The organism is Streptomyces peucetius, from assembly GCF_025854275.1.
Lineage (GTDB): Bacteria > Actinomycetota > Actinomycetes > Streptomycetales > Streptomycetaceae > Streptomyces > Streptomyces peucetius_A.
In genome coordinates this window covers 5,713,112-5,737,317 of sequence record NZ_CP107567.1, presented here as the reverse complement: position 1 = coordinate 5,737,317, position 24,206 = coordinate 5,713,112, and the positions used below count along the sequence as shown (strand labels likewise).

Below are 24,206 nucleotides of genomic sequence, written 5' to 3'. Positions count from 1 at the left end.
TCTCTCGGAGACAGTGGATGTATGCTGCTCCAGTTGCCCGATGAGAATCGGGCCATTCCCCCGGCAAGCCACTTCAGACCTCTGAATCCGGCGCGCCGGATTTCACTGTAAGTGCATCTGAAGTCTTTGGAGTGACCCGTGGCTGCCAACTGCGACGTCTGCGGCAAGGGGCCGGGCTTCGGCAACAACATTTCGCACTCGCACCGCCGTACGTCTCGTCGCTGGAACCCGAACATCCAGCGTGTGCGTGCAGTGGTCGGTCGGACGCCGAAGCGGCTCAACGTCTGCACCTCGTGCATCAAGGCCGGCAAGGTCTCGCGCTAAGTGATGCTCCCCGCGTTCGCGGGGATGATCCCGCCGACGCTTCGTCGTAGCGCAGCCCCTGCGGTTGCCTTGGAAGCCGGTCCACCTCGGTGGACCGGCTTTCGCCTTTTCCCGCCCCGGTCCACCGGCCACCGGTCCGGCGATCCACCGGGCAGGCTCTACGGCGCCGTCCGGAAGCGCCAGCCGTGGTCCACCGGTCCGATGCCCGCGCCCAGCGCGAAGCCGGCCTCGATCGCCCCGGTGACGTACTCCTTGGCCGTCCGTACCGCCGCCGGCACGGTCAGGCCCTGCGCCAGTCCCGATGCCACCGCCGACGCGAGCGTGCATCCCGTCCCGTGCGTGTGACGGTTGTCGTGGCGCGTGGCGCGCAGCCACAGCTCCACGCCGCCGTCGGTGAGCAGGTCCACGGCGTCACCGGGCAGATGGCCGCCCTTGATCAGGACCCAGCGCGGCCCGAAACCGAGCACGGCGTCGGCGGCCTGCCGCATGCCCGTCTCGTCGTGCACCTCGATGCCGGTCAGCTGGGCCACCTCGTCCAGATTGGGCGTGGCCACGGTCGCCGCGGGCAGCAGCTTGGTCCGTACGGAGTCGAGCGCGGAGGCCGCGAGCAGCGGGTCGCCGTGCTTGGAGACGCCCACCGGGTCGACGACGACGGGTGCGTCCGTGCCGGCGAGGAGCTCGGCGACGGTCTCGACGAGTCCGGCGGAGGAGAGCATGCCGGTCTTCACGGCCTGTACGCCGATGTCGTCGACGACGCTCCGGTACTGGGCGCGCACCGCCTCGGCGGGCAGCTCCCACGCGCCCTGGACTCCCAGGGAGTTCTGCGCGGTGACCGCGGTCAGCACGCTCATGCCGTGCACACCGAGGGCCAGCATGGTCTTGAGGTCGGCCTGGATGCCCGCACCGCCGCCGGAGTCGGAACCGGCGACGGTGAGCACGCGAGGGGGTATGTCCATACCCGGAATCTACTTGCCGTCCTCGATATCCCCGAAGTGGTCCCAGCCGCCCTTGTTCGTCCAGGGCGCCCCGTCGACGGTCACCTGCGGCAGCGCGGACGGGTTGAGCACCTCGCCGATGATCTTCCAGCGGGCGGGCAGCTTGGCGTCCGGCGGGAAGGTGGCGACGATCGCGTGGTCCTCTCCCCCGGTAAGCACCCACTGCAGCGGGTCGACGCCGACGGCCTGGCCGATGTCGTTCATCTGCGAGGGGATGTCGATCAGCCCGGACCGCAGATCGATCCGGACCTTGCTGGCCTCCGCGATGTGCCCGAGGTCGGCGACGAGCCCGTCGCTGATGTCGCACATGGCGGTGGCGCCGAGTCCGGCGGCCGCAGGGCCCGCGTGGTACGGCGGCTCGGGCCGGCGGTGGGCCTCCACGAAGGCGCGCGGGGAGCGGAAACCCCGCGAGAGGACCGCGTGGCCGGCCGCGGACCAGCCCAACCAGCCGGTGTAGGCGACGACATCGCCGGGCTGCGCGCCCGCGCGGGTCACCGGCTCGTGGTTCCGCAGGTCCCCGAGGGCCGTGATCGCGACGGTGATGGTGTCGCCGCGCACGACGTCGCCGCCGACGACGGCCGCTCCGGCGACCTGGCACTCGTCGCGGATACCGTCCATGAGCTCGGTGGCCCAGGTCACCGGTAGTTCGGCCGGGACGACGAGCCCGAGGAGCAGGGCGGTCGGGACCGCGCCCATCGCCGCGATGTCCGCCAGGTTCTGCGCGGCGGCCTTGCGTCCCACGTCGTACGCGGTCGACCAGTCGCGGCGGAAGTGCCGCCCTTCCAGCAGGATGTCCGTGCTGGCCACGACCCGTCGGTCGGGCGCGGCCACGACCGCGGCGTCGTCGCCCGGTCCGAGCCGTACCGCGGGGGTGGTGGTGAGCTTGGAGGTGAGCTCCCTGATGAGGCCGAACTCCCCCAACTCGCCCACAGTTCCCTTCACCGAGTCACCTCTCCTTGTCGTGGACGCCCCGCACTGTGCACGCGGTCGCGAACCGCCACCGCTGTCGGTACCGTCATCGGACACGTCAACTTCTGCTCGCCGTACGCCACGCTGCGGGCGCCGTCCGCCGCGAGGGTCTCCCCGCAGGCCGCGACGACGCGATACCGTGGCGACCCCTCTTCCCGGGATCTCCCCACCGACGGTAGGGGACATGATCCTCGTGCCGCCCTGGAGGCTCCGTGGTACAGGCGTACATCCTCATCCAGACCGAAGTGGGCAAGGCGTCGATCGTCGCCGAGACCATCGCGAAGATCCCCGGTGTGATCCAGGCCGAGGATGTGACCGGCCCGTACGACGTGATCGTGCGCGCACAGGCCGACACCGTCGACGCCCTGGGTCGCATGGTGGTCGCCAAGGTCCAGCAAGTGGACGGCATCACCCGGACTCTGACCTGCCCCGTAGTGCACCTGTAGCCCCCGTCTACGCTTGGCCGGTGACGTCCTTCGCCCGCCGGTCCCTGTTCCTGTCCGCTGTCGCCGTGCTGACCGCTGCCACGGGCTGCTCCTCCACCGACGCGTCGGCGTCGATCGCGGTTCCCAGCCCCCCGGCCGAGGAGGCAGCCCTGTGCCGTGCGCTGGACGGGGAGCTGCCGGACTCGGTGGCCGGGCAGGACCGCGACGACCCGGAGCCGTCGTCCGAATTCACCGCCCGCTGGGGCGACGCCGCGATCGTACTGCGCTGCGGTGTCCCCCGGCCGGTGGGGATGAGCGATCCGCAGGGCCAGGGGGTCGAGGTGGACGGGGTCAACTGGCTGCTGGAGGAGCGTGACGCCGGTCCCCGGTTCACCACCACGTACCGCGAGACGTATGTGGAGGTCACCCTGGGCAAGCAGTACATGCACGACATCGGCCCACTGGCCGATCTGGCCGGGCCCGTCAAGAAGACGGTCCCGGCCTCGCTTTGATCCGTGCCGCCCCGTCGGGGCGTCGGCCTACCGCAGCCCCGTCGAGCGGCTGAGGGCGGCCTGGATCAGCCGGTCCACGAGCTCGGGGTAGGTCACGCCGCTCTCCTGCCACATCCGCGGGTACATCGAGATCGGCGTGAAGCCCGGCATGGTGTTGATCTCGTTGATGACGAACTCGCCGTCCTCGGTGAGGAAGAAGTCCGCCCTGACCAGGCCCTCGCACGAGGCCGCGTCGAACGCGGCGACCGCGAGCCGCTGCACCTCGGCGGTCTGCTCCTCGGTGAGCGGCGCGGGCACCAGGCCGGCCGCCGAGTCGATGTACTTGGCCTCGAAGTCGTAGAAGTCGTGGGCGGTGACCGGTGGGATCTCGGCCGGCACGCTGGCGCGCGGACCGTCCTCGAACTCGAGCACGCCGCACTCGATCTCGCGGCCCCGCAGCAGGGACTCCACGAGGACCTTCGGGTCGTGATGCTGTGCCTCGGCGATCGCGTCGTCGAGGCCGGCGAGGGAGTCGACCTTGGTGATGCCCATGGACGAGCCGCCGCGGGCGGGCTTCACGAACAGCGGCCAGCCGTGCTCACCGGCGAAGTCGACGATCTTCTTGCGGGCGGCTGCCGGGTCGTTCGCCCACTCACGCGGCCGGACCACCTCGTAGGGGCCGACCGGCAGGCCGAAGGAGACGAAGACGCGCTTCATGTACTCCTTGTCCTGGCCGACGGCCGAGGCCAGCACGCCGGAGCCGACGTACGGGACGCCGGAGAGCTCCAGCATGCCCTGGAGGGTGCCGTCCTCGCCGTAGGGGCCGTGCAGCATCGGAAAGACGACGTCGACCTCGCCCAGCACCTTGGGCACGGAGCCGGGCTCGCTGTAGACGACCTCACGGCTGCCCGGGTCCACGGAGAGGACCACGCCGCCCTCGTCGGACTCCGCGAGCTCGTCGACGTTCGGCGTGCGGCGGTCGGTGATCGCCATGCGCTCGGGCTCGTCGGCGGTGAGCGCCCACCGGCCGTCGGCGGTGATGCCGATCGGCAGGACGTCGTACTTGGTCCGGTCGACGGCCCGCAGCACCGCGCCCGCGGTGACCACGGAAATCCCGTGTTCGGAGCTGCGGCCGCCGAAGACGACCGCCACGCGCGGCTTGCGGAGCGGCTGCTCGGGGCTCTGGGGGAGGTTCTCGGTGCTCATATCGCGATGAGACTACCCGCTGGTCCGAACGACGTCAGCGTCGCTCGGGCTTGGCGGCGCGGGACATCAACTCCTTGAGCGCAACGACCGGCGGCTTCCCCTCGTGGACGATGCCGACGACCGTCTCGGTGATGGGCATGTCGACGCCGTGCCTGCGGGCCAGGTCCAGCACCGATTCGCAGGACTTGACCCCCTCGGCCGTCTGCTTGGTGACCGCGATGGTCTGCTCGAGCGTCATCCCGCGGCCCAGGTTGGTGCCGAAGGTGTGGTTGCGGGACAGCGGCGACGAGCAGGTGGCGACCAGGTCGCCGAGCCCGGCGAGCCCGGAGAAGGTGAGGGGGTCGGCACCCATCGCCAGGCCGAGGCGGGTGGTCTCGGCGAGGCCGCGGGTGATCAGGGAACCCTTGGCGTTGTCGCCCAGGCCCATGCCGTCGGCGATGCCGACCGCGAGGCCGATGACGTTCTTGACCGCGCCGCCCAGTTCGCAGCCGACGACGTCGGTGTTGGTGTACGGACGGAAGTACGGGGTGTGGCAGGCGGTCTGGAGCCGCTGGGCGACCGCCTCGTCACGGCAGGCGACCACGGCGGCGGCGGGCCGGCGCTGGGCGATCTCCTTGGCGAGATTGGGGCCGGTGACCACGGCCACGCGCTCGGACGGCACCTGCGCGACCTCCTCGACGACCTCGCTCATCCGCTTGGCGGTGCCGAGTTCGACGCCCTTCATGAGGGAGACGAGGACCGTGCCGGCGGGCAGTTTCGGCGCCCATACGGCGAGATTGGCGCGCAGGGTCTGTGAGGGGACGGCGAGGACGGTGAAGTCCGCTCCGTGCAGGGCCTCGGCCGGGTCGGTGGTGGCCCGGAGGCTCTGCGGGAGTTCGATCCCGGGCAGATAGTCGGGGTTGGTACGGGTGGTGTTGACGGCGTCGACCAGGTTCGCGCGACGGCCCCAGAGGGTGACCTCGCAGCCCGCGTCGGCGAGCACCATGCCGAACGCCGTGCCCCACGAGCCCGTCCCGAAGACGGCCGCCTTGACGGACTGTGTCACTTCACTTCCTCCCCGGCGGCCTTGCGGCGCTGCTCCGCGCGGATCTCGCGCAGGTCGAACGGCTTCGAAGGCGCCTTCTCGCCGCGCAGCTCCTCGAGCTGCTCCGTGACCGCGGCCATGATGGCCTCGGTGGCGGCCTTGAGGACGTCGGGCGTGGGCTCCATGCCGTAGAAGCGGCTGAGGTCGACCGGGGGGCCGGCCTGCACCTGGAGCGTCTTGCGCGGGAAGAGCCGGACCTTGTTCTCCTTGGCGTACGGCGGCATCGCCAAGTTGGCTCCCCACTGGGCGACGGGAATGACGGGCGCCCTGGTCTGCAGGGCGGCCCGCGCCACACCCGTTTTGGCGGTCATCGGCCACATGGCCGGGTCGCGGGTCAGGGTGCCCTCTGGGTAGAAGGCGACGCATTCGCCGCGCTCGACGGCGTCCACGGCGGCGCGGAACGCGCCGACGGCGGTGGAGGACTCTCGGTAGACGGGGATCTGGCGGGTGCCCCGCAGCAGAGTCCCGACGACGGGGGCCTTGAAGAGCGCGGCCTTGGCAAGGAACCGCGGAACCCGTCCGGTGTTGTACTGGAAGTGCCCGTACGAGAACATGTCGAGGTACGAGTTGTGGTTGATGGCGGTGATGAATCCGCCCTCGGCCGGAATGTGTTCCATTCCCCGCCAGTCCCGCTTGAACAGAAGCAACAGCGGCGGCTTTGAGATGACCGCGGCCAGGCGGTACCAGAAGCCGATTCTACGGCGGGACACTCGGACACCTTCCTCTTACGACCGGGCCATTGCCTGGCTGCCGGGGGTCAAGTGTCGCCCCAGGCCTCTGGTCTGTCGAGAACACGGTACGCCCCGGCCACCGCCCCTCCCCCGGGGCCTTCTGGGATCCGGGCGACAATGGGCCCGATGCGCATGGACTCGGAGCTCGCCCCGGACACGAAGCCGGTCCCCGTGCCGGCCCTCCTCTGGTCCCTGGTCGTACCGCTGAAACCACTGGCCCTGGCGAAGAGCAGACTGGCGGGGGCGGCGGACGGCAGGCTGCGCCCCCGGCTGGCCCTCGCGTTCGCCCAGGACACCGTGGCGGCGGCGCTGGCGTGCTCCGGCGTGCGGGATGTGGTGGTCGTCACGGACGACCGGGCCGCGGCGGCGGAGCTGGCCGCGCTGGGGGCGAGGATCGTGCCGGACGCCCCGGCCGCCGGTCTGAACGCGGCGCTGGCGTACGGGGCCGGCATGGTGCGTTCGGCGCGTCCCTCGGCAGCGGTCGCGGCGCTCAACGCCGACCTGCCCGCATTGCGCAGTGCCGAATTGGGCAGGGCGCTGACTGCCGCTTCGGTATTTACCCGGGCATTTCTGACGGATGCGGCCGGAATCGGCACAACATTGCTCTGCGCCCGGCCCGGCAGTGAATTGCGCCCTGCTTTCGGCGGCCCTTCACGCCGTGCGCATTTGGCTTCCGGCGCGGTGGAAATCGCCTCCGGCGCTGTGGATTCCGTACGGCAGGACGTGGACACCGCGGACGATCTGGCGGCCGCGCTCGCGCTGGGCGTGGGCCCCCACACCGCGCGGCGCCTCGCGGCCGGCGCCCGCACCGTACGCGTCGGGCGCCGCGCGGAGAGTCCACCGGCGGCCGGTCCTCACGGAACCCGCCCGGCGGCGGACCACTAGGCTGGCGGGCATGCAGGCGACCTCGTACACATACGACCCGGAGACCCGCAGCGGGAGTGTGCTGCTGGACGACGGAACCCCGGTCGAGTTCGACGCGGCGGCCTTCGACGCGGGCGGTCTGCGGCTGCTGCGGCCGGGGCAGCGGGTGCGGATCGAGACCGAGGGCGAGGGCGAGAGCCGCCGCATCACACTGGTGACGCTGTACACGTTCTGAACCGGCCGGGGCCGAACACGCCGCGGGCCGGTCTCCCAGCAGGAGACCGGCCCGGCGCGTGAGTGGCTGTGCGGCCTGGTGCCGCTTACTTGTGTGCTGTTTGCTCGTGGGGGCGTCGCGCCCGCGCTGCTACTTCTTCCTCGCCGTGGTCTTCTTGGCAGTGGTCTTGCGTGCCGTGGTCTTCTTGGCGGGCGCCTTCTTGGCCGTGGCCTTCTTGGCCGGGGCGGTCTTCTTCGCCGTGGTCTTCTTGGCCGTGGTCTTCGCCGGGGTCGCCTTCTTCGCGGCCGCCGTCGTCTTGGCGGGCGCCTTCTTCGCGGCGGCCTTCTTGCCGGCCGCCGTGGTCTTCTTCGCGGTGGTCTTCTTCGCGGCCGCCGTCGTCTTCTTGGCCGCGGTCCGCTTCGCCGCGGCCTTCTTGGCCGCCGACTTGGCGATGGTGGGGGGCGGACCGGAGAGGCTGCCCTTGGGCGCCTTCTTCACGGCGACCTCGCCGCCCTTGGGCAGCTTCTTCGAGCCGCTCACCAGGTCCTTGAAGCCCTGACCGGCGCGGAACCGCGGAACGGACGTCTTCTTGACCCGCACACGCTCACCCGTCTGCGGGTTACGGGCGTAACGGGCGGGGCGGTCGACCTTCTCGAACGAGCCGAAGCCGGTGACCGACACCCGGTCTCCGGCGACCGTTGCGCGGACGATCGCGTCAAGCACCGCGTCGACAGCGTCCGCGGCCTGCTGCCGGCCGCCGAGCTTGTCGGCAATCGCTTCTACGAGCTGCGCCTTGTTCACGTCTTCCCCTTCGGAGACATTTGGCCGGAACGATGGCGTCCTGGCTTTTTCGCACGTTAGGCAGATATATACCGCAAATCAAACACGAAACGGGCTAATCACCCTAGTGCCGCAACGAAGTCGACCTTGGCGGAGTTCTTCGGGTCAGTCACCTTCAGGGAAACGGCCCTCGTCGAGGTCCTTCATCAACTGGTCCAGACGCCTTGCCGCGCCCGGGAGATCGTGCTTCGTGGCCGCCGTGACGACCATCAGCTTCCGGGTCAGCGCCGTCCTCACGCCCTCCGGTACTTGCAGTTCACGCACCTTCGTGTGCGCTTCCTTCAATCGGGCCGCGACTTCCGAGTAGAGCTCGAGTTGGCTGTCGCGTTCCATGCACCGATTGTGCCATCTGGGGCGAGTTGTCGCCCGACAGGGCCTCAACATACGGCTGCGCCCCCCATCTTGCGATGGAGGGCGCAGTTCGGGAAAAGCGCTGCTCAGACCTCAATTGTGCGGGGCTTGAAGGCGGGTCGCCCCGCCTCGTAGGCCGCGATGTCCGCTTCGTTCTGAAGAGTGAGGCTGATGTCGTCCAGACCGTTCAGCAGCCGCCAGCGGGCGTTCTCGTCGAGCTCGAAGTCCGCGGTGACTCCCGGCGCGAGGACCTGCCGCTTCTCCAGGTCGACCGTGATCTCCACGGTCGGGTCGGCCTCGGTCAGCTCCCACAGCGTGTCCACGACGGACTGCTCGAGAACCACGGTCAGCAGACCGTTCTTGAGGGAGTTGCCGCGGAAGATGTCGGCGAACCGTGAGGAGATGACGGCCTTGAAACCGTAGTTCTGCAGGGCCCAGACGGCGTGCTCACGCGAGGAGCCGGTGCCGAAGTCGGGGCCGGCGACGAGTACGGAGGCGCCGTCCCGCTCGGGGCGGTTGAGGACGAAGTCGGCGTCCTTGCGCCAGGCCTCGAACAGGCCGTCCTCGAAGCCGTCGCGGGTGACCTTCTTCAGCCAGTGCGCGGGGATGATCTGGTCGGTGTCGACGTTGCTGCGGCGCAGCGGGACGGCACGGCCGGTGTGTGCGGTGAAGGCTTCCATCGTGTTCAGACTCCGGCGGGCGCAGGGGTTTCGGACAGGTCGGCGGGCGAGGCGAGGTGGCCGAGGACCGCGGTGGCGGCGGCGACCTGCGGCGAGACGAGGTGCGTACGGCCGCCCTTGCCCTGCCTGCCTTCGAAGTTGCGGTTCGAGGTGGAGGCGGAACGCTCACCGGGAGCCAGTTGGTCGGGGTTCATGCCCAGGCACATGGAGCAGCCCGCGTGCCGCCATTCGGCGCCGGCCTCCTTGAAGACCTTGTCCAGGCCCTCCTCCACGGCCTGCAGCGCGACCCGTACCGAGCCCGGGACGACGAGCATCCGTACCCCGTCGGCGACTTTGCGGCCGCCCACGACGGCGGCGGCCGAGCGCAGGTCCTCGATGCGGCCGTTGGTGCAGGAGCCTACGAAGACGGTGTCGACCTTGATGTCGCGCAGCGGCTGCCCCGCGGTCAACCCCATGTACTTCAGGGCGTTTTCCGCGGCGAGGCGCTCCGAAGCGTCGTCGTACGAAGCCGGGTCGGGGACGTTCGACGAGAGGGGCGCGCCCTGGCCGGGGTTGGTGCCCCAGGTGACGAACGGGGCCAGTTCGGTGGCGTCGATGAAGACCTCGGCGTCGAAGACGGCGTCGTCGTCGGTGCGCAGCGTCTTCCAGTACTCGACCGCCGCGTCCCAGTCCGCGCCCCGCGGGGCGTGGTCGCGGCCCTGCAGATAGTCGAACGTGGTCGCGTCCGGGGCGATCATGCCGGCGCGGGCACCGGCCTCGATCGACATGTTGCAGATGGTCATCCGCGCTTCCATCGACAGCTTCTCGATGGCGGATCCGCGGTACTCGAGGATGTAGCCCTGGCCGCCGCCGGTGCCGATCCTGGCGATGACGGCGAGGATCAGGTCCTTGGCGGTGACGTCGTCGGGCAGCTCGCCCTCGACGGTGATCGCCATGGTCTTCGGGCGGGCCATCGGCAGTGTCTGGGTGGCCAGCACATGCTCGACCTGGGAGGTGCCGATACCGAACGCCAGCGCGCCGAACGCGCCGTGCGTGGAGGTGTGGGAGTCGCCGCAGACCACGGTCGTACCGGGCTGGGTCAGGCCCAGCTGGGGGCCGACGACGTGCACCACGCCCTGCTCGACGTCGCCCAGGGGGTGCAGCCGTACGCCGAAGTCCGCGCAGTTCTTGCGCAGCGTCTCCAGCTGGGCGCGGGAGACGGGGTCGGCGATGGGCTTGTCGATGTCGAGGGTCGGGGTGTTGTGGTCCTCGGTCGCGATGGTGAGGTCGAGGCGGCGCACCTGGCGGCCGTTCTTCCGCAGACCGTCGAAGGCCTGGGGGCTGGTCACCTCGTGCAGCAGATGCAGATCGATGAAGAGGAGGTCGGGCTCGCCCTCGGCGCGCCGGACGACATGGTCGTCCCAGACCTTCTCCGCGAGTGTCCTACCCATCGCTTTCCCTCCGGCCGGCTGTGCCGCCGACGCATCTAGAGATCTTGTGCAGTGCCCGTTGGTCCGCGGGCCGCCACTACAGCGTGGCAAGTTCCGGAGAAAATTGAACTTGCGTTTCACAGAGTGAGACGCGAGTATCGTTGCATGGACAACTCTAGCGGCGTCGGCGTCCTCGACAAGGCAGCCCTTGTCTTGAGCGCCCTGGAGTCCGGTCCGGCCACCCTCGCGGGGCTGGTCGCGGCCACGGGACTCGCACGACCTACAGCACATCGCCTGGCAGTGGCACTGGAGCACCACCGTATGGTGGCGCGCGACATGCAGGGCCGGTTCATTCTCGGTCCGCGACTGGCGGAGCTCGCCGCCGCGGCCGGCGAGGACCGGCTGCTGGCCACGGCCGGGCCCGTACTCACACATCTGCGTGATGTCACCGGCGAGAGCGCGCAGCTCTACCGCCGGCAGGGCGACATGCGCATCTGCGTGGCGGCCGCCGAGCGGCTGTCCGGACTCCGGGACACCGTACCGGTCGGCTCCACGCTCACGATGAAGGCCGGCTCCTCGGCGCAGATCCTGATGGCCTGGGAGGAGCCGGAGCGCCTCCACCGCGGACTCCAGGGCGCCCGCTTCACGGCGACCGCCCTGTCCGGCGTACGGCGCCGGGGCTGGGCCCAGTCGATCGGCGAGCGGGAGCCGGGCGTGGCCTCGGTGTCCGCGCCGGTCCGCGGGCCCTCGAACCGCGTCGTCGCCGCCGTCTCGGTCTCCGGACCGATCGAGCGCCTGACCCGCCACCCGGGCCGTATGCACGCCCAGGCCGTCATCGACGCCGCCGCCCGCCTGAGCGAGGCGCTGCGCCGCAGCGGCTGACCCCCTCTCCGTCCCGTACATCCACACCGGCCGGCCCCTTCAACGCCGCAGGGGCCGGCCGGACGTGTTCTGCGCCCCGGACGGGTGCAGCATGGAGGTACCGGCGACCGATGGAGGTGCAGGACCGATGGCCGAGTTCATGGACGTACACCGCGGAATGGTGGGCATCACGAGCGAGAAGCTGATGGAGGCGCACAACGCGGACCTGGCGATCGAGGGCGAGGAGCGCGTCCACTTCAAGAAGGCGTGGGCGGACCCGGACACCGGCACCGTCTACTGCCTGTCCGAAGCCCCCTCCGCCGACGCCGTGCAGCGTATCCACGAGCGCACGGGCCACCCGGCGGACGAGATCCACCCGGTGCCGCTCACCGTGTGAGCCCCGCGACAACCGCGCTGCGGCCGGGCCCGGGACGCGGGCCCGGCCGCAGTGGCGTCAGCCCGCCGTCCGCAGTCTGTCCGCGGCCCGCTCGCCGCGCAGTTCCACCGGCACGGTCCCGGTCGCGGCGCCCAGGCCGAACGCGGGCATGTTCACATAGACGGATTCGTACGAACCGGCCGGTACGACATATGTCTCGTGCCAGAAGCCGACCTTGCCCCTGCCCTGGCGCATCCGGCGGTTGAAGGCCGCCCACGCGGGCCGGTGCTCCTTGCCGGTGGCCGAGGCATACGCGAGCAGCTTGTCCTGCGACTCCCAGTACTGGACGACGCACACCAGCCTGGGGCCGCCCAGCAACAGCCGGTATCCGAGCATGCCGCTGCCCGAGTCGCTCGAAAGCTCCTTGAGCATCCGGGGCATGGCCATCAGCGTGGGCCACCAACTGCGCACCGCGACAAGGCTGTTGATACGCATCCCGATGAGGAAGACGGTCACTCCGCCCTGTGATCGGGCGGTCGTGCGCCCCTGGTTCGGTTGGTCGTTCATCGCGCTCCCCCTGCGATCATGGTTGGATAGTGGAGCTATCCGAGTACTTGGATAGTGCCACTCTCCAATAAAGGAAGCAAGCACATGCGACTGGCAGAGCTCAGCGAGCGCAGCGGCGTGCCGAGCGCCACGATCAAGTACTACCTGCGCGAGGGACTGCTGCCGCCGGGAAACAGGCTGAGCGCCACCCGGGCCGACTACGGCGAGGGCCACCTGCGCCGGCTCGGTCTGGTCCGGGCCCTGATCCAGGTGGGGCGGGTGCCGGTGACCACCGCCCGCGAGGTGCTGGCCGCGGTCGACGACGACTCCCTCGACCACCACATGCGGCTGGGCGCCGCGGCCTGGGCCATTCCGCACGGCGCCGAACCCGACCCGGCGGATCCGGTGACGGAGGCAGCCCGCGGCACCGCCGACGAGCTGCTGGAGCGGCTCGGCTGGACCTTCGGCCGCGGGGCCGGGGCGGACTCACCGGCCTACCGGATGCTGGTCGAGGCGATCAGTGCCATGCGCCGGCTCGGATACCCCTGCGACGTGGCGGAGCTGCTGCCGTACGCCCGCTCCGCGGGCGAAGTCGCTTCCGCCGACCTCGACTTGACCGAGCGCTACGAGCGGGAGGAGGAGCAGGTGGAGGCGGCCGTGGCCCTCACCGTGCTGTACGAGCCGGTGCTGCTGAGTCTGCGGAGGCTGGCCCAGGCCGAGGAGTCGTACCGACGCTACACATGACAGCAGGCCCTCCCCGAACGGGGAGGGCCTGCTGTTCACGTACCCCCGACCGGATTCGAACCGGCGCTACCGCCTTGAGAGGGCGGCGTGCTAGGCCGCTACACAACGGGGGCGTGCATCCTGCGACGCGCTGGGCTACCAGGACTCGAACCTAGACTAAATGAACCAGAATCACTCGTGCTGCCAATTACACCATAGCCCATGGTGGTTTAGACCAGTACCCCCGACCGGATTCGAACCGGCGCTACCGCCTTGAGAGGGCGGCGTGCTAGGCCGCTACACAACGGGGGCCCTAGCGATCCTCACCCGGCGACAGCCGGGTGTTGTCACCGTGCGACGCATCGGGTGCGACCCGGATGATCACGCGGGATGGATCTGTACCCCCGACCGGATTCGAACCGGCGCTACTGCCTTGAGAGGGCAGCGTGCTAGGCCGCTACACAACGGGGGCTTTGCAGATAAGCTCTGCGAGCTGGCCTACCAGGACTCGAACCTAGACTAACTGAACCAGAATCAGTCGTGCTGCCAATTACACCATAGGCCACCAAAACTCAACCCCCGAGCGGGGGTCTTGTTCGGTCTGCGCTTCCGGCTCCCGGGCTTTCGGCCCGCTCTCCTTGGCGCAGGAAGAACATTACCCGAAGGTCGACGGCGCTCCAAAACGGGTATCACCGCGCAGCAGCGCGGGCAGCTCGTCGAGCCCGGTGATCCTGACGAGCTCGGGGCGCCCGCCGAGCCCGCCGCGATCGAGCCAGATACCGGCGAGCCCCGCCTCCACGGCGCCGCGGGCGTCGATGTCCGGCTGGTCCCCCACGTACGCGACCTCGGCGGGAGCCAGTCCCATGGCCTCGCAGGCGGCCAGGAAGGCGCCTGCCTCCGGCTTCGAGATCCCGATCTCGACGGCGCACACGACCGTCTCGAAACGGTCCCGCACGCCGAGCGTGCGCAGCTTCCGCTCCTGGTTGTGGAGGCTCGAATTGGACAGGATGCCGTGACGATAGTCATCCGCGAGGAGGTCCAGGACGGGCACGGCGTCGGGGAAGAGCGCCCACGCCGTCTCGTAGTGCACCACGTGCCGCCCGAACCACTCGTCCGCCTCGGCGTCGCTCATGCCGGGTCTGTCGAGGAACTCCCGCACCCGGTCGCGCCGCTGCCCCTGGAAGTCGGTGAGCCCGTCGGCGACCCGGGCCCAGTGGACGTCGGTGATCCGCTTCCACGCGACGAGGGCCTCCTCGACGGTTCCGTAACCGGCGGGCAGGCCCTCGCTCTCCAGGTGCTTGCTCATGCCTATCCGGTCGGCGCTCGCGTAGTCGAAGATCGTGTCGTCGATGTCCCAGAGCACGGCGCGGATCGGCATGCCGCCGAGGTTACGCGGCGCGGTCCTCCTCCGAGGGGACGACGAAGAAGTCGGTCACGAAGCAGGCGACGTCGCCGTCGGCGTCGCGGCCGATCCAGGTCGGGTAGGCGCCGTCGCCCCAGCCGGACATGAAGGCGACCAGCTGGTGGCCCGTGGCGGGGGCGGTGATCGTGTGCGGGCCGAGGTAGGAGTCACCGCCCGCGTCGAAGGCGTCCCACAGGGGGCCCTCGTCGCCCACGCAGTCCGGGAAGGACTCGTCGCACGCGGCGTCGTAGAAGCAGCCGGTGCCGGCGTCGACCCCGTACGCGAAGAACTCGTCGTCGGCCAGCTCCGCCGGGTCCTGGCCGGCCTGGTGGGCGATCTCCCAGCTGACCGGCGTGCTGTCCTTGATCACCAGGCGGGCGGCGGCGATCCGCAGATGCGGCGGCTCGTCGTCGGCGAGCTGCTCGTCGGGCTCGGTGATCGTGGCGACGGCGCACTCGACGTGATACCGGCCGGGTGCGACGCCCGCGGTGAACGGCTCGGACTCACCGGTGCCGAGCGCGACGAAGGGGTCGCACGCCACGACCCTGCCCGTGGGCAGCCACAGTTCACCGCCGGTGACCAGGGACATGGTGCCGATGTGCCCGCTCTCCTCCTCGAACCGGTTGCCCGGTGTGAAGTGCCAGGAGAAGTCGGGCGCGCGCATGGGCATGGAGGTCCCCCAGGGAGCCGTGTCGTTCGGGATCACCGCGAACACTAGCCCCAGGCATGGACAAGCCTCAGGGGCGGCAGCCTGTCCGGCCACCGCCCCTGAGGGATGTGCGGGATTACGCGGCGAGCTTCGCCAGGGCCGCGTCGATGCGGGCCAGGGTCTTCTCCTTGCCCAGGATCTCCAGCGACTCGAAGAGCGGCAGGCCGACCGTGCGGCCGGTGACCGCGACGCGGACCGGGGCCTGGGCCTTGCCGAGCTTCAGGCCGTGCTCCTCACCGGCGGCCAGGACGGCCTCCTTGAGGGACTCGGGGCTGCTCCAGTCCGCGGCCTCGAGCCTGGCGCGGGCGGTGGTGAGCAGGGCCACCGGGTCGCCCTTCATGGCCTTGGTCCAGGACGCCTCGTCCTCGACCGGCTCGTCCAGGAAGAGGAAGTCGACGTTCTGCGTGATGTCGGAGAGGACCGTCAGGCGCGTCTGGGCGTGCGGGGCGATGGCCTCCCACGCGGCGCGGTCGAAGTTCTCCGGCGCCCAGTTGGCGTGCGGCGCCCGGAGCCACGGCTCGCACGCCTCGGTGAACGCCTTCACGTCGAGCATGCGGATGTGGTCGGCGTTGATCGCCTCGGCCTTCTTCAGGTCGAAGCGCGCCGGGTTGGCGTTGACGTCCGCGAGGTCGAACTTCGCCACCATCTCGGGGATGGTGAAGATGTCCTGGTCGGCGGAGAAGGACCAGCCGAGCAGGGACAGGTAGTTCAGCAGACCCTCGGGGAGGAAGCCGCGCTCCCGGTAGAGGTTGAGCGACGCCTGCGGGTCGCGCTTGGAGAGCTTCTTGTTGCCCTCGCCCATGACGTACGGCAGGTGGCCGAAGGAGGGGATCTCCTTGGCGACGCCCAGCTCGATCAGCGCCTTGTAGAGCGCGATCTGGCGGGGGGTGGAGGAGAGCAGGTCCTCGCCGCGCAGGACGTGGGTGATCTCCATCAGCGCGTCGTCGACCGGGTTGACCAGCGTGTACAGCGGGGCGCCGTTGGCGCGGACGATGCCGTAGTCCGGGACGTTGTCCGGGGTGAAGGTCAGCTCGCCGCGCACCAGGTCGGTGAAGGTGATCGGCTCCTCGGGCATCTTGAAGCGGACGATCGACTCGCGGCCCTCGGCGTCGTACGCGGCCCGCTCCTCGGCGGTCAGCGTGCGGCACTTGCCGTCGTAGCCGGAGGGCTTGCCGGCGGCGCGGGCGGCGTCGCGGCGGGCCTCGAGCTCGAGGGCGGTGCAGTAGCAGTGGTAGGCGTGGCCGGCGGCGAGGAGCTTCTTCGCGACGTCCTGGTAGATGTCCATCCGCTGCGACTGGCGGTAGGGGCCGTGCGGGCCGCCGACCTCGGGGCCCTCGTCCCAGTCGAGTCCGAGCCAGCGCAGCGAGTCGAGCAGCTGCTCGTACGACTCCTCCGAGTCGCGGGCCGCGTCGGTGTCCTCGATGCGGAAGACCATGGTGCCGCCGGTGTGCCGGGCGTAGGCCCAGTTGAACAGCGCCGTGCGGACCAGGCCCACGTGGGGGTTGCCGGTCGGGGAGGGACAGAAACGTACGCGGACGGAGCCGTCGTTAGCCACGCTTGATCACCTTGTTGGTGAGAGTGCCGATACCTTCGATGGTGACGGCGACCTCGTCGCCGACGTTGATCGGGCCGACCCCCGCGGGGGTGCCCGTGAGGACGACGTCGCCCGGGAGCAGCGTCATGGCCTCGGTGATGTGCACGATCAGGTCCTCGACGGACCGGACCATCTCGCTGGTGCGCCCCAGTTGGCGCTGTTCGCCGTTGACCGTGCACTGGATGGTCACGTCGGCGGGGTCGAGGTCGGTCTCCACCCAGGGGCCGAGCGGGCACGACGTGTCGAAGCCCTTGGCCCTGGCCCACTGCTTCTCGCGCTTCTGCACGTCGCGTGCGGTGACGTCGTTGGCGCAGGTGTAGCCGAGGATCACGTCCTTGACGCGCTCGCGCGGGACCTCGCGGCACATGCGGCCGATGACGACGGCGAGCTCGGCCTCGTGGTGCAGCTCGTTGGAGAACGAGGGGTACTCGATGGCGTCGCCGGAGCCGATCACCGAGGTGGTGGGCTTGAAGAACGCGACGGGTACGTCGGGGACCTCGTTGCCGAGCTCCGCCGCGTGTTCCGCGTAGTTGCGGCCGATGGCCACGACCTTGTTGGGAAGCACGGGCGGCAGCAGCCGGACCTTGCTCAGCGGGACCTTGGTGCCGGAGAGCTCGAAGTCGGCGTACGGAATGCCCTTGATGATGTCGAGGACGAGGCCGTCGGGCCCGTCCTCGACCGCGCCGAAGGCGACATTGCCGTCGATGGAGAACCTGGCGATGCGCACGGGATGCTGTCGCCCCTCACTACTTGGTCGCTGGCCGGAGACTGACGCTCCAGGCTAACGCGGTGAGGGGTCGCCCTTCGTCCCCATTACCGCCGGGTCGGCCCGGTGGGCTCCCGCGGCGGGTCCACCCGCCGGACGGCCCCGTCGGCCACGGCTACGACCGGACCCGCCCCAGAGCGCCGAGACACGTCCGGACTGTGCCCGTGGGCCGCGCTCACGACCGGGCCGGCGCCGTGGGCGAGTGAGCCGAAGGGGCCCGCGGGTGCCGAAAGGGAGAACACGCGGAGGTCCCGAGGAACGAGGGACCGAGCACGATCGACCGTCGGCACACGCACAGAGCGCCCCGGAGGCGAACCGAGCCCCTAAGAAGCCGGCGCGTCCATGAGGATCGTGCGGCGCGGGTTGGCGGTCTGGGTGGGAAGATCGAGCGCGTGCTCCGGCTGCTCCGGCGTCTGGAGTTCTTCCGCGTCCTTGAGGTGGGCGAGGGTGGTGCGCCGGGGGTTGGCTATGTTGCGGAACATCGTCGTCGTCTTCATGTGTGGTGTCTGACCTTGTCGGGGTGCGGCGCTGCGGAGCAGCGCGGTTGACGGGGTGCCGATCCTTGTAAAGCGTCAGGCTAAACAGCGAATTCCCGTCGAAAGCCAGGAAGACTCAACGATCATCGTGTGAGTTTGCTCACGAGCGGACAGGCAATTCCGGCAAACCGGACCGTCGACCCTCGATCCGGAATCGGACATTAAGCCCCTGAAGCGACCATTCCGCTCCTGATCATCGCGACTGGGACACCCCCCACCCCTACGCGACTCATAGCGTAAAGTCCGTTTCCTCCGAGAACGGCTTCTACGACTTGTGACCTGTTGCTTACACGGTGTCATACAGGTCACAGCCCGGTACGGGGCCCTTGTTGGAGATCCTGCACTGTGCTGGAATTCCACGGACCGCCGCGGGTTCAAGGCCGGCGCGCATGGGCGCAACGCAGCGCCGAGTTGCGGCGGGAAGGGGGGAGCAGCGCCGGTCAATCACGACCACCATGGGGCTCGATCCATGCCCCACGACGCCGACACCGTCCCGCCGTACAAGCGGAGGGACGCCTGGTCCAGAGGTTGCGACGCTAGTGCAGGGACGTTTCAAGAGGGATGGCATGGGGCGTCCCCAGGCCCACCAGGGCCAAGGGGAAGCCGCATCTGAGCAGGAGCCGCGCGGTGGAACCGACCGCGGCTCCTCACCCCAGCACACCCACAACCAGGGACCGACGGCGTCCGGTGACGGCGGCGAGCGCTCAGGCCGCGCCGGTGCCAGGACGCCCGGCGGCAAGGCTTCCGGTGCCAAGACACCCCCCGGCGACGCGGCGGGCTCCCCCGCCCCGCTGAAGGGCCCCACGGACACCGGATCGCGAATAGCGCTGCGCAACTGGCGCATCAGCACGCGTCTGGTGTCGCTGCTCACCCTGCCGGTCGTCGCGGCGACCACGCTGGGCGGACTCCGTATCAACGAGTCCATGGACGACATGAAGCAGCTGGATCACATGCAGCTGCTCACCAAGATGACGACGGAAGCGACCGAGCTGGCGCACGCGCTCCAGCAGGAGCGCGACCTGTCCGCCGGTCCGCTGGTCAACGGCGCCGTCGACACCGACTTCAAGGTCTCCGGCCCGCGTACCCAGACCGACCGCGCCCGCAAGGCGTTCCTCGACGCCACGCGCTCGATCCCGAACAAGGACGACGACGAGGCGCTGGAGTCCATCCGGGCCAACGCCAACCAGATCGCGGTCCAGGTCAACAACCTCAAGAACATCCGGACCAACGCCTACAAGGGGAAGATCCCCAAGTCGCAGACCATCGAGAGCTACAGCCGGCTGATCGAGTCGCTGCTGAGCCTCTCCGCGGACATGGCGCAGGCGACCAGCAACCCGGAGATGATCAAGCGGACCCGCGCCCTCGCGGCCTTCTCGTCCGCCAAGGAGTACGCGTCCATCCAGCGTGCGGTGATCGCGGCGGCCCTCCCCGGCGGCGACACCAAGGACGTCCCCGGACTCACCGAGAACGACCGCCTCTACGGACAGGCGGCCCTCGAGAACGGTGAGACGGAGCTCAAGAGCTTCGGGTCGATCTACGAGTCCATCGGCGGTGACTCCCAGGAGCTGATGGCTCCGCTGGAGAACGAGAACCCGACGATCACCGCGGCCGAGCAATACGCCAAGCGGGTGCTGAGCACACAGGGCGCTCTCAAGGAACTGGACGAGCGGTCCCACCTGGACTGGACCGACGACTACTCGGTCCGCATCAACGCGATGAAGACCATCGAGCAGACGCTGCTCGGCCAGATGGAGGCCGAGGCCCGCAATCTGCGCGAGGCGTCCCAGCGCGACGCGATCATCAACGGTGCGCTGATCCTCATCGTCCTCGGTGTGTCCCTCGTCGGCGCCTTCGTCGTGGCCCGCTCCATGATCCGCTCGCTGCGCCGGCTGCAGGACACGGCGACCAAGGTCGCCCAGGACCGACTGCCCGAGCTGGTCAAGCAGCTCTCGGAGTCCGACCCGCAGGACGTCGACACCTCCGTCGAGTCCGTCGGTGTCCACTCCCGCGACGAGATCGGCAAGGTGGCCGCGGCCTTCGACGACGTGCACCGCGAGGCGGTCCGCCTCGCCGCGGAGCAGGCGCTGCTGCGAGGCAACGTCAACGCGATGTTCACCAACCTCTCGCGCCGCAGCCAGGGTCTTATCCAGCGTCAGCTCTCGCTCATCTCGGAGCTGGAGTCGCGTGAGGCGGACCCGGACCAGCTGTCCTCGCTGTTCAAGCTGGACCACCTCGCGACCCGTATGCGCCGGAACGGCGAGAACCTCCTCGTCCTCGCCGGTGAGGAGCCGGGCCGCCGCTGGACCCGCCCCGTGCCGCTGGTCGACGTGCTTCGTGCCGCCGCCTCCGAGGTGGAGCAGTACGAGCGCATCGAACTGGCCTCCGTGCCCGCCACCGAGGTCGCGGGCCGCGTCGTCAACGACCTCGTGCACCTGCTCGCGGAGCTGCTGGAGAACGCGACCTCGTTCTCCTCCCCGCAGACCAAGGTCAAGGTCACCGGTCACGCGCTGCCCGACGGCCGCGTCCTCGTCGAGATCCATGACACCGGCATCGGCCTCTCCCCCGAGGACCTGGCCGCGATCAACGAGCGGCTGGCGTCGCCGCCCACCGTGGACGTCTCGGTCTCGCGCCGCATGGGTCTGTTCGTGGTCGGCCGGCTGTCGCTGCGCCACGGCATCCGTATCCAGCTGCGTCCGTCCGACTCCGGCGGCACGACCGCGCTGGTCATGCTGCCCGTGGACGTCGCCCAGGGCGGCAAGAAGGCCCCGTCGAAGCCCGGTGCGGGCGGCCAGGGCGCCGTTGCGCCGGCCGACGGCGGTGCTCCGGCCGGTCTGCCCGGCCGGCCCGGCGGCGCCGGCCGATCGGGTCCCGATGGTGGCAACGGCAACGGCGGCCGGCCCGGTGGCGCCCCCTCGGGCGCGGGCAACGCGCCCGGTGGCCTGCTCGGTGCCGGTACGGCGCGCGGTCAGGTGGGTGCCGGTGCGGCGCCTCGTGTCGCGCTGCCCGCCCGCGACGGCTCCGGACGTCCCGTCCAGGCCCAGCACGGCCAGGGCCAGCAGAGTCAGAACCAGCAGAGGCAGGGCCAGCAGGGACCGGGCCAGTACGGCCAGGACCGGCACAGCCAGGGCCAGGGCTCGGGCCAGTACGGCCAGGGTCAGGGCCAGTACGGCCAGGGCACCGGCCGGCAGGGCTCCATGCAGGACGGTGCCCGCCAGGGCGATCCCTTCGGCTCCGGCCCCGCGCAGGGCGCCCCGGTCCGTAACGAGGCTCCGCAGAACGGCTTCCAGGCTGCCGGGCCCGCAGGCGGCGACCGGGACCGGCAGCTGCCGGCGGCCGGTGGCACCCGCGCGGAGCTGCCCGGTGGCCCGCTCGCCCCGCGGCGCGACAAGCCCGTTCCGCCGCGGCCGCAGCGCCCGCAGGCCACCAGCTGGGGCAGCGACCAGGCGTCGCAGCCGCAGCGTCCGTCCGCGGACACGCCGCGCGGTCACGAGGACCACGACAGCAACCGCGGCCCCGGTTCGACGGCCGAGTTCGCGCGTCCCGACTTCAACGCCGGTCCGCCGCGGGCCGACCGCCCGGCCGCGCAGGAGCAGTTCGTACGCCCCGACGTGTTCGGAGCGCCGAACCCGTCCGGCGCCGGTCAGTACGGCCGTCCGGACGCGCAGGACCCGGCTTCCACGGACCGGTTCGCCCGGCCGGACCTCGGGGCGCCGCAGCCGCCCGCTCCGCAGCGGCGGGACGAGTCGGGCTTCGCGCCGCCGCGTCAGCCGGTGGCCGGGCTGCCCGCTCCGCAGCAGCCGGAAGCACTGCCGCCGGCCGGCCCGGGTGACGGCCGTACCCCGCTGTACGACACTCTGGAGACCAACTGGTTCCGCGGTGCGCACGGCGGCGACCGGTCCGCCGAGCAGGCGCCGGCGCCTGCCGAGCGTCCCGCTCAGCCGATGCCGCAGCGCAACCCCGCGCCGAACCCGGTGACCCCGGCGGGCGCGTCCCACGCGAGCGGTGCCTGGCGCTCCTCGCCCAACGACGAGTTGGTACGTCAGGCCGAGCGGGTCAGAAAGCCCGCGGCCGGCGGCGTCACCACCTCCGGCCTGCCCCGGCGGGTCCCCCGCGCCAACCTTGTGGCGGGAACCGCTCAGGAGCAGAACCACCAGGCCGGTCCGCAGGTTTCGCGCGCGCCCGACGACGTGCGCGGCCGGCTGACCAATCTCCGCCGGGGCATCCAGCAAGGCCGTCAGCAGAACAGCTCGACGACCGGAAGCTTCGACCTCGGCCCCTCTCACCAGCAGGAGCGTTAGTTGAGCCCGATGAGCCAGGCGGCGCAGAATCTGAACTGGTTGATCACCAACTTCGTGGACAACACCCCCGGGGTGTCGCACACGGTGGTGGTCTCCGCCGACGGTCTTCTGCTGGCGATGTCCGAAGGTTTCCCGCGCGACCGCGCCGATCAGCTGGCGGCCGTGGCCTCCGGCCTGACCTCGCTGACCGCGGGGGCGTCCCGGATCTTCGAGGGCGGTCCGGTGAGCCAGACCGTTGTCGAGATGGAACGCGGATTCCTGTTCCTGATGTCCGTCTCCGACGGGTCCTCGCTGGCCGTGCTCGCGCACCCCGACTGCGACATCGGCCTCGTCGGCTACGAGATGGCACTGCTGGTCGACCGTGCGGGCAGCGTCCTCACTCCGGACCTGCGCGCCGAGCTCCAGGGGAGCCTTCTGCACTGATCCTCGAGCGGCGAGACGTACCCCACGCACCGGCTCGCCCGTACGCCACTGCACCGTCCCTGCACGGCCGCCAACGGCCCCCCACCGGCCCAGCCAGACGGCACAGCCGACCACTTGCTGTCACGCCCGGAGGATTCATGACCCCGCCACCCGCCTCTCACGATCCGTACGGCACGTCGGTAGACGCGTACGGGGACGAGGGCGACCAGCCGCTGGTACGTCCGTACGCCATGACCGGCGGCCGGACCCGGCCGCGCTATCAGCTCGCCATCGAGGCGCTGGTCAGCACCACGGCCGACCCGGCTCTGCTCGCCGGGTTGCTTCCCGAGCACCAGCGGATCTGCCATCTGTGCCGGGAGGTCAAGTCGGTCGCCGAGATCTCGGCGCTGCTGTCGATGCCGCTCGGTGTCGCGCGGATCCTCGTCGCCGACCTGGCAGAGGCCGGCATGGTGGCCATTCACCAGCCGGGCAACGGAGAGGCCGGCGGCACGCCGGATGTGACACTGCTCGAAAGGGTGCTCAGTGGACTTCGGAAGCTCTAGCGGCGGTTCGGCCCGGTCGACGACCTCCGCGAAGATCGTGGTGGCGGGCGGCTTCGGCGTGGGCAAGACCACGTTCGTCGGCGCCGTCTCGGAGATCAACCCGCTGCGCACCGAGGCCGTCATGACCTCCGCGTCCGCGGGCATCGACGACCTCACGCACACCGGGGACAAGACGACGACGACCGTCGCCATGGACTTCGGCCGCATCACCCTCGACCAGGACCTGATCCTGTACCTGTTCGGCACCCCCGGACAGGACCGCTTCTGGTTCATGTGGGACGACCTCGTCCGCGGCGCCATCGGCGCCGTCGTCCTCGTCGACACCCGCCGCCTCGCCGACTGCTTCCCCGCCGTCGACTACTTCGAGAACTCCGGACTGCCCTTCGTCATCGCCCTCAACGGCTTCGACGGACACCAGCCCTACAACCCCGAAGAAGTCCGCGAAGCACTCCAGATCGGCCCCGACACCCCCATCATCACCACCGACGCCCGCCACCGCGCCGACGCCAAGAGCGCCCTCATCACCCTCGTCGAGCACGCACTGATGGCCCGGCTCAAGTAGATTGGCCAAGTAGACAGCGCAATACGGTAGTTGTCGTAGTTGACGCCGGAGCGGGCTGTGTCTTTTGACACGGCCCGCCTCCGTGTTCATAACATTTCGACAGAGAATTCCAGCGCAGCGGACACCCGGCGCACACGCGCGGTACCACTGTGCTCACATGAGCCTCGCCTTTTGACGGGGCTCGTTCTTTATGCCCGTTTTATGTGGGGCGTGAGCCACTCGGAATCCCTGATTCCGAGTGTTTGGAATGGAGCCGCTCGACGTGCTGGAATTCCTCGAACTGCC

General features: G+C 70.1%; 27 protein-coding genes and 5 tRNA genes. 12 read left to right on the top strand and 20 right to left on the bottom strand.

The genetic code is table 11. The features are described from left to right. The first annotated feature begins 138 nt into the window (after nt 1–138). Complete coding sequence (gene rpmB, locus OGH68_RS26385) at nt 139–324, top strand: 50S ribosomal protein L28 (RefSeq protein WP_003957616.1); 186 nt, start codon at nt 139–141, stop codon at nt 322–324. 158 nt (nt 325–482) lie between these two features. On the opposite strand, the gene thiD is transcribed toward rpmB, so the two are convergent. After that, complete coding sequence (gene thiD / locus OGH68_RS26380; protein WP_264247470.1) at nt 483–1,280, bottom strand: bifunctional hydroxymethylpyrimidine kinase/phosphomethylpyrimidine kinase; 798 nt, start codon at nt 1,278–1,280, stop codon at nt 483–485. Between the two features lie 9 nt (nt 1,281–1,289). Continuing rightward, nucleotides 1,290–2,261 carry a thiamine-phosphate kinase gene (locus OGH68_RS26375; protein WP_264247469.1) on the bottom strand — a complete coding sequence of 324 codons (972 nt, stop codon included), beginning with the start codon at nt 2,259–2,261 and terminating at the stop codon, nt 1,290–1,292. Between the two features lie 239 nt (nt 2,262–2,500). Between OGH68_RS26375 and OGH68_RS26370 the strand changes: the two genes are divergently transcribed. Beyond that, nucleotides 2,501–2,734 (top strand): Lrp/AsnC family transcriptional regulator, encoded by a 234-nt coding sequence (locus OGH68_RS26370; protein WP_264247468.1) that lies wholly within the window; start codon nt 2,501–2,503, stop codon nt 2,732–2,734. A gap of 20 nt (nt 2,735–2,754) precedes the next feature. Further along, on the top strand, nt 2,755–3,225 hold the full coding sequence (locus OGH68_RS26365; protein WP_264247467.1) for a DUF3515 domain-containing protein: 471 nt from the start codon (nt 2,755–2,757) through the stop codon (nt 3,223–3,225). Between the two features lie 27 nt (nt 3,226–3,252). Here OGH68_RS26365 and OGH68_RS26360 read toward each other — a convergent pair whose 3' ends face one another. The 3 genes from OGH68_RS26360 to OGH68_RS26350 are packed head-to-tail and all read right to left on the bottom strand — an operon-like array spanning nt 3,253 to nt 6,204. After that, entirely contained in the window at nt 3,253–4,410 is a 1,158-nt protein-coding gene (locus tag OGH68_RS26360; RefSeq protein WP_264247466.1) for a D-alanine--D-alanine ligase family protein, read from the bottom strand. A 34-nt stretch (nt 4,411–4,444) separates the two neighbouring features. Further along, nucleotides 4,445–5,455: an NAD(P)H-dependent glycerol-3-phosphate dehydrogenase gene (locus OGH68_RS26355; protein ID WP_264247465.1), complete on the bottom strand. Its 1,011-nt coding sequence runs from the start codon at nt 5,453–5,455 to the stop codon at nt 4,445–4,447. Beyond that, complete coding sequence (locus OGH68_RS26350; RefSeq protein WP_264247464.1) at nt 5,452–6,204, bottom strand: lysophospholipid acyltransferase family protein; 753 nt, start codon at nt 6,202–6,204, stop codon at nt 5,452–5,454. Before OGH68_RS26350 ends, OGH68_RS26355 begins: the two co-directional genes overlap by 4 nt. A gap of 147 nt (nt 6,205–6,351) precedes the next feature. Between OGH68_RS26350 and cofC the strand changes: the two genes are divergently transcribed. Beyond that, nucleotides 6,352–7,110, top strand: coding sequence for a 2-phospho-L-lactate guanylyltransferase (cofC, locus tag OGH68_RS26345; RefSeq protein WP_264247462.1), 759 nt, complete (start codon nt 6,352–6,354; stop codon nt 7,108–7,110). Nucleotides 7,111–7,120: 10 nt separating this feature from the next. Beyond that, nucleotides 7,121–7,324 (top strand): hypothetical protein, encoded by a 204-nt coding sequence (locus tag OGH68_RS26340; protein WP_264247461.1) that lies wholly within the window; start codon nt 7,121–7,123, stop codon nt 7,322–7,324. A gap of 129 nt (nt 7,325–7,453) precedes the next feature. Here OGH68_RS26340 and OGH68_RS26335 read toward each other — a convergent pair whose 3' ends face one another. The 4 genes from OGH68_RS26335 to leuC all read right to left on the bottom strand — a co-directional run bounded on the left by OGH68_RS26335 (nt 7,454) and on the right by leuC (nt 10,604). Beyond that, nucleotides 7,454–8,104 carry an HU family DNA-binding protein gene (locus OGH68_RS26335; RefSeq protein ID WP_264247460.1) on the bottom strand — a complete coding sequence of 217 codons (651 nt, stop codon included), beginning with the start codon at nt 8,102–8,104 and terminating at the stop codon, nt 7,454–7,456. Between the two features lie 144 nt (nt 8,105–8,248). Further along, nucleotides 8,249–8,476, bottom strand: a complete 228-nt coding sequence (locus OGH68_RS26330) for a hypothetical protein (protein WP_264247459.1) — start codon at nt 8,474–8,476, stop codon at nt 8,249–8,251. A 104-nt stretch (nt 8,477–8,580) separates the two neighbouring features. Further along, nucleotides 8,581–9,174, bottom strand: coding sequence for a 3-isopropylmalate dehydratase small subunit (leuD, locus tag OGH68_RS26325; protein ID WP_264247458.1), 594 nt, complete (start codon nt 9,172–9,174; stop codon nt 8,581–8,583). A gap of 5 nt (nt 9,175–9,179) precedes the next feature. Further along, a complete protein-coding gene (gene leuC, locus OGH68_RS26320; protein ID WP_264247457.1) occupies nt 9,180–10,604 on the bottom strand; it encodes a 3-isopropylmalate dehydratase large subunit in 1,425 nt (474 codons plus the stop codon). A 144-nt stretch (nt 10,605–10,748) separates the two neighbouring features. Here leuC and ndgR point away from each other — a divergent pair, with 144 nt between their 5' ends. After that, entirely contained in the window at nt 10,749–11,465 is a 717-nt protein-coding gene (ndgR, locus tag OGH68_RS26315) for an IclR family transcriptional regulator NdgR (RefSeq protein ID WP_026278050.1), read from the top strand. A gap of 127 nt (nt 11,466–11,592) precedes the next feature. Continuing rightward, nucleotides 11,593–11,841, top strand: coding sequence for an SCO4226 family nickel-binding protein (locus OGH68_RS26310; RefSeq protein ID WP_264247456.1), 249 nt, complete (start codon nt 11,593–11,595; stop codon nt 11,839–11,841). Between the two features lie 57 nt (nt 11,842–11,898). Here OGH68_RS26310 and OGH68_RS26305 read toward each other — a convergent pair whose 3' ends face one another. Then, nucleotides 11,899–12,387, bottom strand: coding sequence for a DUF4188 domain-containing protein (locus OGH68_RS26305; protein WP_264247455.1), 489 nt, complete (start codon nt 12,385–12,387; stop codon nt 11,899–11,901). 84 nt (nt 12,388–12,471) lie between these two features. Here OGH68_RS26305 and OGH68_RS26300 point away from each other — a divergent pair, with 84 nt between their 5' ends. Beyond that, nucleotides 12,472–13,110: a MerR family transcriptional regulator gene (locus OGH68_RS26300; protein ID WP_264247454.1), complete on the top strand. Its 639-nt coding sequence runs from the start codon at nt 12,472–12,474 to the stop codon at nt 13,108–13,110. Between the two features lie 40 nt (nt 13,111–13,150). Here OGH68_RS26300 and OGH68_RS26295 read toward each other — a convergent pair. The 10 genes from OGH68_RS26295 to OGH68_RS26250 form a co-directional block, all read right to left on the bottom strand. Beyond that, a tRNA-Glu gene (locus tag OGH68_RS26295) sits at nt 13,151–13,223 on the bottom strand. A 17-nt stretch (nt 13,224–13,240) separates the two neighbouring features. Continuing rightward, nucleotides 13,241–13,312: transfer RNA gene (locus OGH68_RS26290), tRNA-Gln, on the bottom strand. A 16-nt stretch (nt 13,313–13,328) separates the two neighbouring features. Further along, nucleotides 13,329–13,401: transfer RNA gene (locus OGH68_RS26285), tRNA-Glu, on the bottom strand. An 87-nt stretch (nt 13,402–13,488) separates the two neighbouring features. After that, nucleotides 13,489–13,561 (bottom strand) — tRNA-Glu (locus OGH68_RS26280). A 21-nt stretch (nt 13,562–13,582) separates the two neighbouring features. Continuing rightward, nucleotides 13,583–13,654, bottom strand: a tRNA-Gln gene (locus tag OGH68_RS26275). A 90-nt stretch (nt 13,655–13,744) separates the two neighbouring features. Continuing rightward, nucleotides 13,745–14,467, bottom strand: coding sequence for an HAD family hydrolase (locus OGH68_RS26270; RefSeq protein WP_264247453.1), 723 nt, complete (start codon nt 14,465–14,467; stop codon nt 13,745–13,747). A 10-nt stretch (nt 14,468–14,477) separates the two neighbouring features. Next, entirely contained in the window at nt 14,478–15,161 is a 684-nt protein-coding gene (locus OGH68_RS26265) for a DUF4241 domain-containing protein (protein WP_264247452.1), read from the bottom strand. A gap of 115 nt (nt 15,162–15,276) precedes the next feature. Then, nucleotides 15,277–16,755, bottom strand: coding sequence for a glutamate--tRNA ligase (gltX, locus tag OGH68_RS26260; RefSeq protein ID WP_264247450.1), 1,479 nt, complete (start codon nt 16,753–16,755; stop codon nt 15,277–15,279). Further along, nucleotides 16,748–17,521 carry a fumarylacetoacetate hydrolase family protein gene (locus OGH68_RS26255; RefSeq protein WP_264247449.1) on the bottom strand — a complete coding sequence of 258 codons (774 nt, stop codon included), beginning with the start codon at nt 17,519–17,521 and terminating at the stop codon, nt 16,748–16,750. The genes gltX and OGH68_RS26255 overlap by 8 nt, the downstream gene beginning before the upstream one ends. 362 nt (nt 17,522–17,883) lie before the next feature. Next, complete coding sequence (locus OGH68_RS26250; protein WP_264247448.1) at nt 17,884–18,057, bottom strand: hypothetical protein; 174 nt, start codon at nt 18,055–18,057, stop codon at nt 17,884–17,886. A gap of 605 nt (nt 18,058–18,662) precedes the next feature. Between OGH68_RS26250 and OGH68_RS26245 the strand changes: the two genes are divergently transcribed. The 4 genes from OGH68_RS26245 to OGH68_RS26230 all read left to right on the top strand — a co-directional run bounded on the left by OGH68_RS26245 (nt 18,663) and on the right by OGH68_RS26230 (nt 23,921). Continuing rightward, nucleotides 18,663–22,394 carry a sensor histidine kinase gene (locus OGH68_RS26245; RefSeq protein ID WP_264247447.1) on the top strand — a complete coding sequence of 1,244 codons (3,732 nt, stop codon included), beginning with the start codon at nt 18,663–18,665 and terminating at the stop codon, nt 22,392–22,394. A 9-nt stretch (nt 22,395–22,403) separates the two neighbouring features. After that, entirely contained in the window at nt 22,404–22,817 is a 414-nt protein-coding gene (locus OGH68_RS26240; protein ID WP_005311457.1) for a roadblock/LC7 domain-containing protein, read from the top strand. Nucleotides 22,818–22,954: 137 nt separating this feature from the next. Then, nucleotides 22,955–23,359, top strand: coding sequence for a DUF742 domain-containing protein (locus OGH68_RS26235; protein WP_005311458.1), 405 nt, complete (start codon nt 22,955–22,957; stop codon nt 23,357–23,359). Continuing rightward, nucleotides 23,340–23,921, top strand: a complete 582-nt coding sequence (locus OGH68_RS26230; RefSeq protein ID WP_050791472.1) for a GTP-binding protein — start codon at nt 23,340–23,342, stop codon at nt 23,919–23,921. Before OGH68_RS26235 ends, OGH68_RS26230 begins: the two co-directional genes overlap by 20 nt. Nucleotides 23,922–24,206: the final 285 nt, after the last annotated feature.